The organism is Amycolatopsis echigonensis, assembly GCF_014174495.1.
GTDB classification, from domain to species: Bacteria; Actinomycetota; Actinomycetes; order Mycobacteriales; family Pseudonocardiaceae; genus Amycolatopsis; species Amycolatopsis echigonensis.
In genome coordinates, this window is the sequence record NZ_JACJHR010000036.1 from 16,281 (window position 1) to 31,964 (window position 15,684).

The 15,684-nt window shown below is 68.3% G+C and carries 15 protein-coding genes; 4 read left to right on the forward strand and 11 right to left on the reverse strand.

The annotated features are described in order from the left end of the window. Nucleotides 1-685 precede the first annotated feature (685 nt). Genes H5411_RS24210 through H5411_RS24220 form a run of 3 tightly spaced genes read right to left on the reverse strand, consistent with a single transcriptional unit; the run spans nt 686 to nt 4,970 of the window. Complete coding sequence (locus H5411_RS24210) at nt 686-2,296, reverse strand: amidohydrolase (RefSeq protein WP_183125094.1); 1,611 nt, start codon at nt 2,294-2,296, stop codon at nt 686-688. Between the two features lie 3 nt (nt 2,297-2,299). Continuing rightward, nucleotides 2,300-3,088 (reverse strand): MoaF C-terminal domain-containing protein, encoded by a 789-nt coding sequence (locus H5411_RS24215; protein WP_183125095.1) that lies wholly within the window; start codon nt 3,086-3,088, stop codon nt 2,300-2,302. Nucleotides 3,089-3,098: 10 nt separating this feature from the next. Next, nucleotides 3,099-4,970, reverse strand: a complete 1,872-nt coding sequence (locus H5411_RS24220; RefSeq protein WP_183125096.1) for a primary-amine oxidase — start codon at nt 4,968-4,970, stop codon at nt 3,099-3,101. A 142-nt stretch (nt 4,971-5,112) separates the two neighbouring features. Between H5411_RS24220 and H5411_RS24225 the strand changes: the two genes are divergently transcribed. Together H5411_RS24225 and H5411_RS24230 are read left to right on the forward strand one after the other, a co-directional pair. Next, nucleotides 5,113-5,829, forward strand: coding sequence for an SDR family NAD(P)-dependent oxidoreductase (locus H5411_RS24225; protein ID WP_183125097.1), 717 nt, complete (start codon nt 5,113-5,115; stop codon nt 5,827-5,829). A gap of 16 nt (nt 5,830-5,845) precedes the next feature. Continuing rightward, the gene (locus H5411_RS24230) at nt 5,846-6,643 is read left to right on the forward strand and encodes an SDR family NAD(P)-dependent oxidoreductase (RefSeq protein WP_183125098.1); all 798 of its coding nucleotides are present in this window, start codon (nt 5,846-5,848) and stop codon (nt 6,641-6,643) included. A 263-nt stretch (nt 6,644-6,906) separates the two neighbouring features. On the opposite strand, the gene H5411_RS24235 is transcribed toward H5411_RS24230, so the two are convergent. After that, nucleotides 6,907-7,593 (reverse strand): TetR/AcrR family transcriptional regulator, encoded by a 687-nt coding sequence (locus H5411_RS24235; protein WP_312878591.1) that lies wholly within the window; start codon nt 7,591-7,593, stop codon nt 6,907-6,909. Nucleotides 7,594-7,663: 70 nt separating this feature from the next. Between H5411_RS24235 and H5411_RS24240 the strand changes: the two genes are divergently transcribed. Continuing rightward, nucleotides 7,664-8,419 (forward strand): SDR family oxidoreductase, encoded by a 756-nt coding sequence (locus tag H5411_RS24240; RefSeq protein WP_183125099.1) that lies wholly within the window; start codon nt 7,664-7,666, stop codon nt 8,417-8,419. Between the two features lie 28 nt (nt 8,420-8,447). Continuing rightward, nucleotides 8,448-8,777, forward strand: coding sequence for a nuclear transport factor 2 family protein (locus H5411_RS24245; protein ID WP_183125100.1), 330 nt, complete (start codon nt 8,448-8,450; stop codon nt 8,775-8,777). A 46-nt stretch (nt 8,778-8,823) separates the two neighbouring features. Here the strand turns inward: H5411_RS24245 and H5411_RS24250 are convergent, their stop codons facing one another. From H5411_RS24250 to H5411_RS24280, 7 genes are all read right to left on the reverse strand, one after another. Continuing rightward, nucleotides 8,824-9,519 (reverse strand): ABC transporter ATP-binding protein, encoded by a 696-nt coding sequence (locus H5411_RS24250; protein ID WP_183125101.1) that lies wholly within the window; start codon nt 9,517-9,519, stop codon nt 8,824-8,826. Continuing rightward, a complete protein-coding gene (locus H5411_RS24255; RefSeq protein ID WP_183125102.1) occupies nt 9,516-11,234 on the reverse strand; it encodes a branched-chain amino acid ABC transporter ATP-binding protein/permease in 1,719 nt (572 codons plus the stop codon). Before H5411_RS24255 ends, H5411_RS24250 begins: the two co-directional genes overlap by 4 nt. After that, on the reverse strand, nt 11,221-12,081 hold the full coding sequence (locus H5411_RS24260) for a branched-chain amino acid ABC transporter permease (protein WP_183125103.1): 861 nt from the start codon (nt 12,079-12,081) through the stop codon (nt 11,221-11,223). Before H5411_RS24260 ends, H5411_RS24255 begins: the two co-directional genes overlap by 14 nt. Nucleotides 12,082-12,111: 30 nt before the next feature. Continuing rightward, the gene (locus tag H5411_RS24265) at nt 12,112-13,290 is read right to left on the reverse strand and encodes an ABC transporter substrate-binding protein (protein ID WP_244194770.1); all 1,179 of its coding nucleotides are present in this window, start codon (nt 13,288-13,290) and stop codon (nt 12,112-12,114) included. A 95-nt stretch (nt 13,291-13,385) separates the two neighbouring features. Then, nucleotides 13,386-13,772 (reverse strand): nuclear transport factor 2 family protein, encoded by a 387-nt coding sequence (locus tag H5411_RS24270; RefSeq protein ID WP_101438330.1) that lies wholly within the window; start codon nt 13,770-13,772, stop codon nt 13,386-13,388. An 11-nt stretch (nt 13,773-13,783) separates the two neighbouring features. After that, a complete protein-coding gene (locus H5411_RS24275) occupies nt 13,784-14,551 on the reverse strand; it encodes a MoaF C-terminal domain-containing protein (protein ID WP_183125104.1) in 768 nt (255 codons plus the stop codon). Nucleotides 14,552-14,662: 111 nt separating this feature from the next. Further along, complete coding sequence (locus tag H5411_RS24280) at nt 14,663-15,610, reverse strand: AraC-like ligand-binding domain-containing protein (protein ID WP_246369169.1); 948 nt, start codon at nt 15,608-15,610, stop codon at nt 14,663-14,665. Nucleotides 15,611-15,684 lie beyond the last annotated feature (74 nt).

The following is a 15,684-nucleotide window of genomic DNA, read 5'->3' on the forward strand; positions in this document are numbered from 1 at the left end:
CTGGAGGGGTGTCGTCGCCAGGCCGCTTAGCCGCCGCGGTGCCACGGCGGGGCTGCGCCATCGCGGATTCGTGATCCTTGCGCAAGCCTGGGTGGCGCGACGCCTGGGTGGCGCAAGCCGCGCGGGCGGCGCAATGTCCCGGGTGTCGGAATCTCGCCCCGAGAGTGCCGCGATGCCCCGGGCGGCCCAATGTCCTGGGAGGCGCAATGTCCTGCGGCGGAATGCCCCTCGAGCGGCGCACTGCCCCGGACGACCGATTGACCTGGGTGGCGTGATGCCCCGGGCGGTCCAATGCCGCCGCGGAGCAAACGCCCGGCGGCGTGACCCCGGCAGCGTGACCCCGGAGACACCAACCCACGGAGAAACCAACCCCCCGGCGGCGCAAACCCCCGGCGGCGCAAACCCCCGGCGGCGCAAACCCCCGCCCTCCTCTGGGGGACGGCCCTTGCCCAGTCTATCCGCCCCCACCGACAATCCCGGCCCCTTCAGCCGGGTTGTCCACAGCAAGCGCGACTTGGGGAAAGTCCCGCACGCGCCGCAGGGGTCGTGCGTGGTTATCCCGCTGAGAACCGGAATTTCCACGCACGAGTCCGCTGAGAACCGGCATTGCCACGCACGAGTCCGCTGAGAACCGGGATAACCATGCACGAGCCCTCTGAGAACCGGCATCACCACGCACGAGCCCTCAATCCCGCGCGAAGACCCGCTTGCCGCTGAACCACGTCTCTCGCACCTTGATCCCGGCCAGCTCGTTCGCCGGGGTCTGGAACGGGTCTTGGTCCAGCACCACGAAGTCCGCCGACTTGCCCGGTGTCAACGACCCCGTCACGTCGTCCAGTCCGCAGGCCCGCGCGGAGTTCAGCGTGAACACCCGGATCGCCTCGGCCAGCGTGATCGCCTGCTCCGGCCACAGGCTCCCGGGGTGCTTGCCGTGCGGGTCCTGCCGGGTGATCAGGCCCTCGATGCCTTCCCAGGCGTTCGGGGATTCGCTCACCGGCCAGTCCGAACCCCCGGCGACGAGCGCGCCGGTCTCTAGCAGCGTCCGGTTCGGCTGCATCCGCGACGCGCGTTCGGCGGGAATCACCTGGGCGATCGCTTCCGGGATCACGCCGGGCACCCACAGGAAGGGCGAGATGTCCGCCGACACGTCGAGTGCCGCGAACCGTTCCAGGTCGTCCGGGTGGATGAACTGACCGTGTGCCACTTGGATTTTCGTCGTGTGGTCACCGCGTGCGCGTAGGGCGCTGGCAGCGTCCAAAGTGGCCCGGACGGCCGCGTCGCCCGCGCAGTGGATCTTCGCCGAAAGCCCGGTCGAGACCGCGACGTCCAGCCAATCCGCGAGTTCCTCCGTCGGCATCGTGGTGTCCCCGCAGAAGCACTCGTGGCCCAGATACGGCTCGAGGAACGCCGCGGTATGCGCGGGCGGGGTGCCGTCGAGGAAGATCTTCACGAAGTCCGGCCGGTGATGCTCGCTGCGATACTCCGCCGCGCGGTCGAGCAGCGGTTTGCCGATCGGGTCCGCCCCGAAAATCGGGTCGTTCACCAGCATCGACGACACGACCCACGCGGCCAGTTCGCCCGCGTCGTCCAGCGTCTTCAGGGCCGCGAGGATGTCGATCGTGGCGGCGGCGTCCTGGAACGCCGTAATGCCGTACGAGTGCAGAATTTTGATCGCCCGCCGCGAAGCTTCGGCGTGCTGCTCGGCGGTGAGCGTGCGGGTGTCCCGCATCGCCCGCTCCACCGCCAAGCCCGCGGCCTCGATGAGCAAGCCGGTCGGCGCGCCGCTGTCCGGGTCGCGGTGGATCGTCCCGCCGGCCGGGTCCGAAGTGGACTCGGTGATCCCGGCCAGTTCCAGCGCCCGGCTGCTCGCCCACCGGTTGTGCCTGCTGTCCTCGATGAGCACCACCGGACGGCCGCCTGCCGCCTCGTCCAGCGCCCGGCGCACCGAATCGTGGCCGAGTTCAGGGGCCAAAGTGGACGGCCAAGCCCCGCCCACCACCCATTCGTCCGGACCGAGCCCTGCCGACCATTCCCTTACCGCGGCGAGGATTTCGTCGAGACCCGCGCCGCTTTCCAGCCGCAGATCGAACAATTCTCGCCCGGCGAGCGCGTGGTGGCTGTGCACGTCCACGAAACCCGGCAGCACGAACGCGCCGCCGAGGTCGAGAACTTCGGTGTCCGGACCGGCCTCGGCGGTCGTCACCCGCCCGTTCTCGACCGCGAGCGAGGTCGCCCACGGCCGGTCTTCGTCCACTGTGTACACAGTGGCATTGGTGAGAAGCAGTTCAGGTGCCACGGGTCAATGTCCAGCGGGGTCGTAGTCCAGCGAATAAACGGTGTTGCTGAGCAGCCGGCCGTACGCGCCGAAGGTGAAGTGTGTCGGCGTCGTGCCGTCCTCGCCCAGTCCGAACAGCGAGCCGTGCGACCGCAGTTCGCGCACGTTCCGGTGGTCGGCCACGGTCACCGACGCGCACGGGATGACCTTCTCCCGCCAAGCGAACACATAGATTCCGGGCCGGATTTGGTAGACGGAGTTCTCGTCGGTGTCGGCGAGCCCACGCTCCGGACCGGAGAGGCATTGCCAGGTGTACCAGTGCGGGGTGAGGTAAACGTGCTCGTACGCGTGTTCTTCGCTGTAGACCCACTGCACGCGGCGGCCGATCAGCGCCGTGCTGGGCGCGATCTCCTCGCCATGTGCTTCGCGGCCCTGGATGGTCGCGGGACGGAACCGTTGCGTCACGCGGGGCAGTCCGTCGCCGATCGTGCTCGTGATGACCAGCGCACGGCCCTGGCGCACGTCCAGCAGCAGGCTGAACGCGGTTTCCGCGCCGGGGTGGAACTGCACGTAGAACAGTCCGGCGTCGACGAGGAACGTCTCGGCGGCGGTCTCGCCGGTGGTGCCGTCCTCGTCCCACGACGCGCGACCGTGCGCGAAGCTGATCGAGAACGTGCCGCCGTCGGCACAGTCCACAGTGAACGACTGGTCGTCGAGATCGTCCACAGTGGTCGCTTTGTTTGCGTCGAAGCCGGGAGCGAGACCGTCGAGCGGGAGCCAGGTGGAAGTGTCGGACAGATTCGTCGCGGGCATGGAGCCTTCCTCAGTGTTCGCAATGGCCGTGGGCGGCGGAGGGCAGGTCGAGTGCCGGGTTCCGGTCGCAGAACCCATAGGGGCGCACCATGAATCCGGAGTAGTCGACCGGCATGACCGGCCAGTCCTCCGGACGCGGGATGTGCGTCGGGCCGAAGACATGCCACAGCACGACGTCGGTGTCGCTGATCGAACGGTCGGCCGCGGTCCACGCGGGCAGGCCGGCCCCGCCCGGGTGCGCGTTGGGGCGGTCGCCCGCCGGGAAGCGTTCGCCGGGCGCGTACGGCGTGACCCACAGGTGGTTCGTGGCGAACGTCGCGCGCTGGTAGACCGACGATTCCGGTTGCGCCATCAGGGTTGCCGACGGACGCGGCACGAGCTGGTAGGCGGTCGGCGCGCCGAGCCGGTTGGTGTTCTCGGTGCTGCGGACTTCCCAGACCCGCGCGGTCGCCGGGTTCGCGTGCCGTTTCGCTTCCTGTTCGGTGCGCAGGTCCGTGGCCTTCCAGGTGAAGGCGTTGCCATACGGGTTTTCGTCGCCGACCGGAATGCCGACAGCGTCCACTTCGTACACCGAGTTGCGCTGGCCGTCGACCGCGAAGTCGAGCCGGGCGCAGAACAGGTGCTGGTGCACCGGTGCGAACAGGCCGGGCGCGATTTCGGACGCGTGCGGCTGCGTCGACCCGGGCTCGCCCGCGCCGGAGAAGACGATGCCGGTCGCCTTGGCCTCGCATTCGATGGTGCCGTCGAGGTAGAGATACCAGAAGAAGCCGTAGTCGTAATTGCCGATAGTGGAGATCGACGAGATCACCAGCCGGCGCGACCGGCGGACCTCGGCCTTTCCGTCGAGATCGGTGTGCTTCCAGAGGATTCCGTAATCCTCCTCGTGCATGCAGATCGCGTTCGGCACGCGCACCGGCCGGCCGTGGTCGTCGGCGAGGAAGGCGTCGAAGTAGTGGATCACGCCGAGGCAGTCGCAGCCCAGGCGCAGGCTGTTGCCGTTCTTGCCGAGCAGGTATTCGCCGGCGTCGAAGTAGCTGATCCAGAACCGGCCGATTGAAGTATCACCGTAAGGAACAACCATCTCAGGCACGGAGGCGCGATACAGCACCGAGCGGTCCTGGAAGGTCAGCTGGTGCAGGGTCAGGCCCTCGCGCGCGTTGAAGCCGACGCGCAGCTGCCAGCCCTCCCATGTCACCAGCGAGCCGTCGACCTGGAAGCTCGGGCCTTCCGGCTGGGTGATCTCGATCGGCTTGAGGGTGGTCCGCGCGGGGTGGTGGCCGTAGCGGCCGGAGTCCTCCGGGACCGGGGTGTCGCCCTCGTCCTCGACGCGGAGGACGCGCTGTTCAGTGAGGTTGAGGTGCGCGACCAGGCCCTCGACCGGATGCGCCCAAGGGCTGTCGGTGCTGTCCTCGCGCAGGAAGGTGAGCGAGCGGATCACCCGGCCGGTCTCGTCCTCGCGGCCGAAGTAGCCGGGGGCGAGCGGGGCGCAGAACGCGTGCTCGATGCGGTCGCCGAGACCGCGGCGCCGCATGGCGGCCTGCCATTCCGGGGAGGCCTTGGTGATGGCCTCGGCGAGGTCGTACTCCTCGAAGAGATACGGGGGCTGACCCTCGCCGCACTTCTCGTGGCTGACCAGTTCCCCGGCGGTCACCGAGACGACCGCGTCGGCCGATTCGCCGGTCGCGGTGTCGAGCAGGGTGAACTGGATCCGGCGGTCGGTCCGGGCCCCGGCCAGTACGGCGGCCTTGTCCGGCTCGACCGGGAGGACCTGCGGAAACCGGGTCGTCTCGGTGATCAGGCCGTGTGTCTCCAGCACTGCCCGGCCGGCGGCGAGCTCGTCGGCGGTCAGCGGGTCAAGGGGGTGCGGGTGTGCGTTGCTCATGGTGTCCCTTCGCGCTCCTCGCCGCAGTGTTCGCGGAGGCCCGGGGGAAGCGGTAGCCGGGTGCCGGGGGTCGTGCGGTCGCTGACAACAAGGATGCACTCGTTGCCAACCCCCGGAGGGTCCGTTGCTGCAGGATTGCGGAATGCGACTCGACCTCTCCGGCAAAGCCGTGCTGATCACCGGGGCCGCGTCCGGGATCGGGCTGGCCTGCGCGCGGGCGTTCCTGGAGGAGGGCGCGCGGGTCGGAGTCCTCGACCGGGTCCGGCCGCCCTCGTTGCCGGGCGACGTCGTCGCGGCGCGGGCGGACGTCACTGACGAAGGCCAGGTCGCCGCGGCGGTGCGGCTCGTGGCCGAGTCGTTCGCCGGGATCGACGTGGTAGTCGGCTGCGCTGGGATATCAGGGCCGGTCGGGCGGCCGCTCGCGGAGACCGGCGCCGAGGAGTTCACCGCGGTCCTAGCGGTGAACGTGCTGGGCCAGTTCCTGGTCGCGAAGCACGCTCGGCCCTGGCTGGGAGACGGGAGTTCGATCGTCTTCCTGGCCAGCGATTCGGCTTTCGTGGGCGCGCCGGGAATGGTGCCCTACTGCGCTTCGAAGGGCGCGGTGGTGTCGTTGACACGCGCCCTTTCGGTCGAGTTCGACGGCGTACGGGTCAATTGCGTGTGCCCGTCGGTGGTGGACACGCCGATGGCGCGAGGGGATTTGGGGAATCTGCTGGACGAACCGGGATTTCCGGTGCAAACGGCCGACGACGTCGCCCAGCAGGTGCTGTATCTGGCTTCCGCGCGGTCGCGGACGGTGAACGGACAGGCCTTGCTCGCCGATTTCGGCGTCTCCGCTCGGTCTGGGTTTCCTGCTTGAAAGGGAAGGAATGACGATGGCAGACAAGCGGGTCGTGGCGATTACCGGCGGCGGGACGGGTATCGGGGCTGCGGTTGCTCGGCGGTACGCCGGCGAAGGCGCGCAGGTGGTGGTCCTGGGACGGCGGCGGGAACCGTTGGAGAAGGTCGCGGCGGAGACCGGCGCGCACGTGATCGCTTGCGACGCCAGCGTTCGGCAGGACGCGGAGGCGGCGATCGCGGAGGTGCTCGAGAAGTACGGGCGACTGGACGTGATCGTGGCCAACGCCGGCGGGCACGGGCTGTCTTCGGTGGTGGACACCGGGGACGAGGAGTGGGAGATCGCGCTCCGGTCCAATTTGTCCAGTGCGTTCGTGTTTTGCCGATCAGCGTTGCCTTCCCTGGTGGAAAGCGGCGGACAGGTCGTCATTGTTTCTTCGCTGGCGGGATTGTTCGCCGGGCCCAATGTCGCGGGATACACGGTGGCCAAGCACGCGTTGATCGGGCTGACTCGGTCTATTGCCCGGGATTACGGGCCGCGCGGAGTCCGGGCCAACGCGGTGTGTCCGGGCTGGGTGCGCACGCCGATGGCGGACGGGGAAATGGAGCAATTCGCCGAGGCGGCCGGGTTTGACGGCGGGCATGACGAGGGGTATCGGCGGGTGACCGCGGAGGTGCCGCTGCGGCGGCCTGCGGAGCCGGAGGAAATCGCGTCCATTGTGCGGTTCCTCGGATCTTCGGAGTCCTCGTACATCACCGGCGCGGTGCTGGTCGCGGACGGCGGCGCGCACGCGGTTGATCTGCCTACGCTGGCGTTCGAGCGCGCGGGGATGTAGCTCCGTACTGGCCGGATGACATTCGAGGGGGACTGGGCGCGAGGCCACCCCCTTCCGCACCGTCGAACAGGTGCTTGGTGGCGATCGTGTCCGACGTCAGCCCCGTGCGTCCTGGGCTGGGCGACGGTGTCCGCTGGTTACGCGGAAACCCCGACGGATCCGGGTTCGCGATCAGCGGCATCGCGGCGACGACACCTCCCGCCGCAGCGGACTCGCCCGAAGGAGACCCGCTTCCCGGCCGGATCGACCGCCCCGCCGCCGAATCAGCTTGATTCGGCGAGGGTCCGGAGCCATTTGGTCAGCAGCTGGGTTTCCGCGGCGCCCAGGATGTCCGGGTTCGCCGCGGCGTACTCCAGCACGCGGTGCATCTCGGCGTGCCGGTTGCCGGTGGCAGCGGTGCCGGTGATCGCGGCGATCGCGCCTTCCCGGACCGCCACGGACAGCGCGCGGTCCTCCTCGGCGAGGATGATCTGGCGCAGCGTGACCCCGATGTTGGCCACGAGGATGTGCGCGGCCGCCTGGTCCGGAGGGACTGTCAGGCGGCCCTGGTCGGCGGCGGCCTGGGTCAGGGCGCGCAGCATCGCGCTGGGCCGTTCTTGCGCCTCGGGCGCGTGGCCGGGGTGGACCTTGCCGTACATCAGCGTGTAGAAGCCGGGGTTCGCGATCCCGAAGGCGACGTGGGCGTCCCATCCGTCGCGCAGGTCCTGGATCGGGTCGCCGGACGGCTCGTGCGCGCCTTTTTCCGCCAGGTACAGGTCGAAGCCGCGTTCGACGACCGCGTCCAGCAGGCCCTGTTTGCTGCCGAAGAAGTGGTACAGCGTCGGCATTTTCACCCCGGCCTGTGCGCAGATCGCGCGCAGCGAGATGTCCTCGCCCGGCGTCGCGGCGACCTGCTCGGCGGCGGCGTCCAGGAGCCGGGTCCGTGTATCCGCGTTCGCAATCTGTGTCACACCGCTATGGTAGTCCCTGTTGCACTGATACAGTGGTGCATATCAGCGATAAAGAGACGGAGGGGTCCTCATGACCGACCACACGCTCAAGGGCAAGAACGTCCTCGTCGCCGCCGGGGCGAAGAACCTGGGCGGGCTCATCAGCAGGCAGGCCGCCGAGGCCGGTGCGAACGTCGCGATCCACTACAACTCCGAGCAGACCCGTCCGCAGGCTCAGGAGACGCTCGCCGCGGTCGAGGCCGCGGGCGGCAAGGGCGTCGTCCTGACCGGCGACCTGACCGTCCCGGCGAACGTGGAGAAGCTGTTCGCGGACGCGGAAGCGGCGCTCGGGAAGATCGACGTCGCGGTCAACACGGTGGGCAAGGTGCTGCGCAAGCCGATCGTCGAGACCACCGAGGACGAGTACGACTCGATGTTCGACATCAACTCGAAGGCCGCGTACTTCTTCATCAAGGAGGCGGGCAAGAACGTCGCCGACGGCGGCAAGATCATCACGATCGTGACCAGCCTGCTCGCGGCGTTCACCGACGGGTACTCGACCTACGCGGGCGGCAAGAGCCCGGTCGAGCACTTCACCCGGGCCGCGGCCAAGGAATTCGCCTCGCGCGGGATCTCGGTCACCGCCGTCGGACCCGGTCCGATGGACACGCCGTTCTTCTACGGCCAGGAAACCCCGGAGCGGGTCGAGTTCCACAAATCGCAGGCGATGGGCGGGCAGTTGACCAAGATCGAGGACATCGCCCCGATCGTGTCCTTCCTCGCGACGTCCGGCTGGTGGATCACCGGGCAGACTATCTTCGCCAACGGCGGTTACACCACCCGCTGAGATTCGCCGCTACAGCAAGGGAAGCGCAATGTCCGAAGTGGAAATTCCGGAACCGGTGGCGTCGTTCGTCGACGCGGTGAACCGGCACGACGACGCCGCGTTCCTGGACGCGTTCACCGAAAACGGCGTCGTGGACGACTGGGGCCGGTCGTTCTCCGGGCGCCAAAAGATCAAGGAATGGAGCGACGTCGAGTTCATCGGCTCGCGCGGAATCCTGACCCCGGAGGAGGTCACGGCCTCCGGCGACACCGTCACCGTCGTCGGGGACTGGCGCAGCAATCACGCCAACGGCCGGTCGAAGTTCGTCTTCGAGGTCGACGGCGACCGGCTCGCCAAGATGACCATCCGGGAAGGCTGACCGGCCGGGGTGTGGGCGTCCCGCCGCGGAACGCCCACGCCCCGGGTCAGGTGGTGCCCAAGTACGCCTGATGCAAGGTGTCCGGATTGTCCAGCAAAGGCTGGGATTCTCCCGCGTAGGTGACCTTGCCGGAGGAGACGACCAGGGCTTCCTGCGCGACTTTCAGTGCCAGGTGGGTGAACTGTTCCACCAGGAGGATCGCCGCGCCCGCGTCGGCGAACTCGGTTACCGCAGGGAGAAGCCTGGTGAAGACGGCGGGTGCCAGTCCCAGGGACATCTCGTCGATCAGGAGGAACCGGGGCTTCGCGGCGAAAGCCCGGCCCAGGACCACCATTTGCTGCTCGCCGCCGGACAGCAGCGCGGCAGGCGAGTCCTTGCGTTTCTCCAGTTCTGGGAAGAGCGCAAGGACTTCTTCCACGCCCGCCGGAGTTTTGGCGGTCAGCCGGAGATTCTCCAGGACAGTCAGGCTGGCGAAGACCGCCCGTCCCTGTTCCACATGAGCCAAACCCAGTCTCGCTCGGGCTACTCTCGAGTGTTTCGTGACGTCGGTCTGTCCGATGTGGATACGACCGGTCGCTGCCGGGAGCACCCCGGACAAGGCTTCCAGCAGGCTGGTTTTGCCCGCACCATTGGGACCGACCACCGCGGTGATCTTGCCCGGTTCCAGAGTCAGGCCGACTTCGGCGATGACGGGGCCCGCACCGCGCGTGACGGTCAGGTTTTCGATTCGCAGCGTGCTCACAGCATCTCCGTTTCGCCCAGGTAGGCCTTCAGAACCGCCGGATCCGCCAGCACTTCCGCCTGCGGGCCGCTGGCCAGCACTTCGCCGAAGTCGAGCACGGTCAGGGTGTCGCAGACCGACCGGACCAGGTCCAGATCGTGTTCGATGATCAGCACCGAGACGCCGAACCTGGCAGGAACCTGGCGCAGGCGTTCGCCGAACGCGATGTGCTCCTCGTGCGGGAGCCCCGCCGCCGGTTCGTCCAGGAGCAGCACCTGGGGCTTCGCCATGAGGTGGCCGACGACTTCGATCAGGCGGCGCGCGCCCACGTCGACCCGGTCCAGCGGGGTCGCCGCCGGCGGGCAGCCGAAGAACTCCAGCGCGGCGGCGACTTCGGTGGCGGGCGGTCGTCGGCGGGCTGCGAAACGGACGTACGCCTCGATGGTGAGGCCCGCTGGGACCCGGTCTTGCTGGAACGTCCGGCGCAGGCCGGAACGGGCTCGTTGCGTCGGGTTGCCGGTGAGCGCACGGCCGGCCAGTTCGACGGTTCCTTCGGCCTGGGGCAGGAAGCCGCTGATCGCGTCGACCAAAGTGGACTTTCCCGCGCCGTTCGGGCCGATGACGCCCAGGACTCCGCCCTTGGGGACAGCCAAGTCCACTCCGGACAGTGCCTTGACCTGACCGAAGGTGACGCTCAGGCCGCGGACGACCAGCACCGGTTCGCCCGGCGGCAGACGGGGAGGTTCTTCGTCCAGCGCGGTGATCTGGACTCCGGCACTGGCCCTCGAGCGGCGACGCCACAGTTCGCGGATCGCGGTCCCCAGGTTGCCGCGTCCGGCCAGGGCTTGGATGCCCAGCAGGCCGAAGATCACGTAACCCCAGTCTTGCGGGACTCCCCATCGCTTCAACAGCTCCGGTACCGCGACCCACAGGACAGCGCCGAAGATTGCCATATCAATCAGGTGTGCGCCGGACATGATCGCCAGGACGTACAACGCCAGCGACTGCAGCGGTGCGAAGCTGGTCGGGAAGGCGAACCCGACCTGCGCGGTCAGCAGACCGCCGCTGATGCCGCCCAGAGTGGCGCTGACGGCGAAGGCGGAGAGCTTCGCGGTACGGACGCTGGCTCCGGCCGCAGCGGTGCCGCGTTCGGAGAACGCCACCGCGGCCCAGCTGCTGCCCCACGGACCGCGGCGCAGGAAGTGCACGAGCAAGGCGCAGACGATCAGGACGACGACGCAGAGCAGGAAGTACGCGTTGTCGTCGGCGACCAAGGACGGGCGGTCCACCGAGACACCGTCGGTGGTGCCGGGGAACTGGATTTCCACCAGGGTGACGTCGGCGGCCGCGGCCAGTCCGAGCGTCACCACCGCCAGGTTGATTCCGCGCAGCCGCAGCGCGGGGAGTCCAATGAGGACACCGACCACGCCCGCCGCGAGACCGCCCAGCAACAGCCAGAACAGGAAGCCGCCAGGGGCGTGCGCTACGTTCAGCGCCGAGACGACCCACGCGCCGATCGCGCCGAACGTCAGCTGGCACAAGGAAATCATCCCTGCACTGCCGGTCACGACGCCTAGGCCGAGCAAGGCGATGGCGGCTACCACGACGCTCACGCCGAGGTAGGCGAAGTAGCCGTTGAGGCCGACGGTCAGGCCGATACCGACCAGCACCGCGACGACCGCGACGACCAGTGGGGTTCCGAAGCGGGACACCGCGCCCCGGTCAGCGAGCTGCATCCCACACCTCCTTGCGCTGAGACCACACGAGCAGGCCGACGATGGCCAGGAACGGGACGAAATTCCGCACTACCGAAAGCTGGTCGACCTGCGCGAGCGCGCCCTGCAGCATGCCGAGCACCAGCCCGCCGACGACGGCGAGGTCCAGCCGGCGGAACCCGCCGAGCAGGGCCGCCGCGGCCGCGGGCACGACCAGCATGGCCAGCGAGGTGGCGTCGTTCGATTGAGACGGGGCGACGATCACGATGATGACCGTGCTGAGCAGGCCGGTGGCGCCCCAGATGGCGGCACTGAGCCGTTTCGCCGGGATGCCCAGCAGTTCAGCGGTCGTCGGGCGTTCCGACAACGCACGCAGTGAGATGCCAACTGGTGTCTTTGTCAGGATCAGCCGCGCGGCGAAGGCGATCACCACCGCCAGCGCGACGGTCACCACCGTCACCTGGCTGATCACCACACCGCCGAGGGTGAAGGCCGGACCGGCCAGCAACGCCTGGAACGGCTGCGGTTTGTTGCCGAACAGGATGAACGACAACGAGATCAACAGCAGCAGCACCGCGACGGTGACGGCCGAGCGGGTGCCGGTGCCTGCTTCGGCCAGCCAGGTCGAGACGACCCAGCCGATCAGCACGCTCAGCAACCCGCCCAGCAGCACGCCGAGGACCACTGCCAGCCACTCCGGCAGTCCGCCGCGGACGGACAGCGCCACCCCGACGTAACTGCCGAACATGCCGGTGGCCGCCTGGGCGAAGTTGACGACCCGGACCAGCCGGGACATCAACGTCAGGCACACCGCCAGCACCGCGTAAAGCCCGCCGGCAGCCAGCCCGGCCAGCGCTCCCTGCACCATTGCAGTCTCCTCTGTCCAGAGTGGATCGGGCTAGCGCCGCGGGATCCGCAGCCAGTCGGCACCGGCGATCTGCCACCGGTTAGTGCCCGTCGCGAGCTTCACCGGCCAGCCCGCGATGTTGTCGTGGTGGGTCTGCCCGGGGCCGAACACGTACGGCGTGCCGACCATCGGGTCGGAGATCGGCTTCATCTCGCGCAGCGCCTTCGTCACCGATTCCCGCGTGATCTCGCCTTGCATGCCGTTCAGCACCTGCAGGAAATACTTCGCCGCGAGGTAACCGCCTTGGCTGAACGAGGTCAGCGGAATGTTGTTGCGCGTCATGAGATCCCGCCACTCCTTGGTGCGCGGGCTCGACGGGTCGGTGAACGGGTAGAACTCGGCTGGCACGTAAACGCCCTTGCCCGCTTCCGAAACCGCCTTCGCGTACTGTTCACTGTAGACACTCGTGAGCAGCAGCCAGGTCACATCTTTCCAACCCTGTGCCTGCGCGGCTTTCAGCTGGCCGATCGAGTCGGGTTCGACGGGGTTGACCGTCACGGCTTTGCACCCGGCGGCGCGTGCCTTGACGATGTAGGGCGTGTAGTCGGAACCGTTGTACGGCACGGTCGCGTCGACGTACTTCAGTTTCTTGCCGGTGATCTTCGACCATTCGTCGATGGCCGCGCGGTAGTACGGCAGCGTGTTCCCGGCGATTTCCAGCAGTGCGCACATGTCTTGCAGGTGCAGCACTTCGGAGCCGTACAACAGGGTCAGCGTCATGTCGTGGAACGGCCCGACATTCGCGGGGCCGATGTTCGGGCTGGTGAAACACGACGGGTCGACGCCGATGCCGGAGATGGAAAGCACCTTCTCCTGCTGGTAGTACTTGGCGTTGATCTGGCATTCGATGAGGCTGGAAGAACCGACGAGTGCGACTGCCTGATCGCCGCCGACGATTTCGCGCGCGGCGGCCGCCGCGGCGGCGGGATCGCCCTTGTCGTCGATGGCGTGGTATTCGATCTTGCGCCCGTGCACGCCGCCCGCCGCGTTCGCCGCGTCGAAGACGGCCTTGGCGGCCTGGGAGGATTCCGGGAAGGTAGCGGGTCCGCTCAGCGCGTTGACCGAGCCGACCACGATCGGTCCGTTCGGATCGGCGGTGCCCGCGCAGCCCGCCGCGACCAGCGTGACGAGCACGGCGGAGGCGAGCGCGGGCAGGAACTTTCTCATCATGGCTCGGCTTTCCGGTCCACAGTGACCAGAGGGGAGAGGGAAAGAGGTCGTGAGCGTTGCTGCCGGTTCTAACCGGGATGAACACTCACGAGGCGTTAGTCCGTCGCCGCGGCGACCGGAGCGGAATCCACGATCTGCTCGAAGCTCGCGACCTTGCCGCCGTCGAACTTCCACACGTGCGCGACTCGTGCGGTAAACGCCTTGCCGGACTTGCGATTCGTGCCGGTGTACGTCCCCAGTCCGACAATCGAATCGCCAGCGTCCAGCAGCGCGGACAGGGTGAACTGATAACCGTCCCAGTCGCGCGCGATCGCCTCGAAGACGTTGCGGCGCACCTCGTCCGGACCGGTGTAGGTGCCCGCGTAAGGGAATCCGGCGGCCTCGGTCCAGGTGGTGTCCGGGCCGATCGGGGCCAGCATGCCGTCGAGGTCGCCGCGGTCGCTCGCCTCGTAGTGCGCGGTGATCACGTCCATATTGGACACGGGAGAACTCCTTAGATAGGCTGGACGTCGGGATAGCTGATCGAACCGAGCGGATAGATGTTCCCGCCCGCGCGGGAGTGCTCGGATCGGCCGTCGCCGGTGATGCCGAGGAAAACGCCGGTGGTGCGCAGGGCGTAGCCGAGGTCGTGCAGCCACACGCTGGCCACCGCGATCCGGAACTCGCGGAAGCAGAAGAGGTACAGGCCGTCGGCGAACTTCCAGACAGTCGACAGGTCCACGTCGCCGTGCCCGCGCTGCACGCCCTCGACGCACTGCCAGCAGTAGCGCTCCGAGGAGAGATAAACGTGCTCGTACAGGTGGTTCGGGCTGTAGCGGTAGACGTTGCGCTTGCCGATGAGGTCCCGCGACGGACCGGGCACGTGGCCGGTCGGCTCGCCGCCGTCGGTGATGCCGGCGTGGAAGGTCTGCGAAACCCGCGGCGTGCCTTCGATGTCCTCGTCGCCGATCACCGACCGCACAGTGAGCGCGCGGTGCGTGGTGGTCGAGTAGACGATCGTGCGGGCTTCGCCTTCGACGCTTGTCATCGGCACGTTCACGAAAAAGACGTCGGGACGCACCGCGACCGCGTCGTACGGATCCTCGACGCCGTTGCAGGCAAGCCGTTCACCGTCGAGGAACCGCAGCTCGAGTTTCGCGCCGTCGTCGAGCGTGACGGTGAGCTCCCGGCCGGTAAGGTCCGCGCTGGGCAGCCGGTAGGTGTCGATCCCGGCGGCGAACTCGTCGTAGGTGCGCCATTCGTCAGGGGAAGGGTCGGACATGCCCATCATGCTCGCCGCGCCCCGGCGCGGGAGCGAACGTTCATGCGCTGGCGGGCAACTGCCGGACGCTCGCGGTCAACCCTCGTGAGCGATGCTAACCGCGATGGCCGCTCAGGACGCCTGTGCCCGCAGCCCGCTCGGCGACTCCCCGAACGCGGCCCGGAACACCCGCGAAAAGTGCGCCGCGTCGACAAATCCCCACCGCGCCGCGATGGCCGCGACCGGACGTGCCGCCAGCAGCGGATCCCGCAGATCCCGGCGGCAATGCTCCAGCCGCCGCTGGCGGATCCATCCCGCCACGGTCGTCCCCTGCTCCTGGAACAACCCGTGCAGATGCCGCGTCGAGATGTAATGCTCCGCCGCGATCTGCGCCGGACCAAGGTCGGAGCGGGACAGATTCGCGTCGATGTAGCCGCGGATGCGCCGCATCAGGTCGTGGTGCGGGTCGGCGGCCGCGCGGTCCAGGTCGAGTTCGGTGGCCAGCATCGTGGTGAGCAGGTCGACCGCGTTGTGCGCCAGCCGCACGCCCACCGGGCTCGTCAGCACGTCCAGATTCCCGCCCAGCTGCGCCAGGAACGGCACCACGACGTTGCCCACGCCCTCGCGACCGGACATCCGCACCGCGGTGAGCTGACCGACGAGATCCCGGGGCAGGTCGACCTTCTGCTGCGGGAACATCAGCACCAGCGTCCGGAAATTCTCTTCGAACACGAGCGAATACGGCCGGTTCGTGTCGTACAGCGCGACGTCGCCGGGCCGCAGCACGGCTTCGCGGCCGTCCTGGGTGAGGATGCCGGTGCCGGCCAGCATCACGCTCAGCTTGTAGCACGGCCGGTCGGAGCGGGCGATGAGTTCCGGCGTGCGCTCCACCTCGTGCGGCGACGCGGTGATCTCGGTGAGCGCGATCTCGCCCGCCTCGTGCGTGCGGAGCCTGCCGTGGAACCGGTCGCGGTGGTCAGTGCTCACCTGCAGCGGCACGAACGAGCGCAGGACCGCGGACCGGAATTCCGTGAAGTCCTGCGCGACCGCGGTCGGCGTCTGCAAGATTGCCGTCATCATGTCACCTCTCCGTCGAAGTGCCGATACCGCTGCTGGTGGTCCGTGAAGGGCCCCTTCCGGGAATCAGATTCCCT

What these genes read in the sequence shown, in the direction of transcription:
- H5411_RS24215 (WP_183125095.1), bottom strand. Translation starts at nt 3,088, where the DNA reads ATGCCCGCGACGAATCTGTCCGACACTTCCACCTGGCTCCCGCTCGAC.
- H5411_RS24220 (WP_183125096.1), bottom strand. Translation starts at nt 4,970, where the DNA reads ATGAGCAACGCACACCCGCACCCCCTTGACCCGCTGACCGCCGACGAG.
- H5411_RS24225 (WP_183125097.1), top strand. Translation starts at nt 5,113, where the DNA reads ATGCGACTCGACCTCTCCGGCAAAGCCGTGCTGATCACCGGGGCCGCG.
- H5411_RS24230 (WP_183125098.1), top strand. Translation starts at nt 5,846, where the DNA reads ATGGCAGACAAGCGGGTCGTGGCGATTACCGGCGGCGGGACGGGTATC.
- H5411_RS24240 (WP_183125099.1), top strand. Translation starts at nt 7,664, where the DNA reads ATGACCGACCACACGCTCAAGGGCAAGAACGTCCTCGTCGCCGCCGGG.
- H5411_RS24245 (WP_183125100.1), top strand. Translation starts at nt 8,448, where the DNA reads ATGTCCGAAGTGGAAATTCCGGAACCGGTGGCGTCGTTCGTCGACGCG.
- H5411_RS24255 (WP_183125102.1), bottom strand. Translation starts at nt 11,234, where the DNA reads ATGCAGCTCGCTGACCGGGGCGCGGTGTCCCGCTTCGGAACCCCACTG.
- H5411_RS24260 (WP_183125103.1), bottom strand. Translation starts at nt 12,081, where the DNA reads ATGGTGCAGGGAGCGCTGGCCGGGCTGGCTGCCGGCGGGCTTTACGCG.
- H5411_RS24265 (WP_244194770.1), bottom strand. Translation starts at nt 13,290, where the DNA reads ATGATGAGAAAGTTCCTGCCCGCGCTCGCCTCCGCCGTGCTCGTCACG.
- H5411_RS24275 (WP_183125104.1), bottom strand. Translation starts at nt 14,551, where the DNA reads ATGTCCGACCCTTCCCCTGACGAATGGCGCACCTACGACGAGTTCGCC.
- H5411_RS24280 (WP_246369169.1), bottom strand. Translation starts at nt 15,610, where the DNA reads ATGATGACGGCAATCTTGCAGACGCCGACCGCGGTCGCGCAGGACTTC.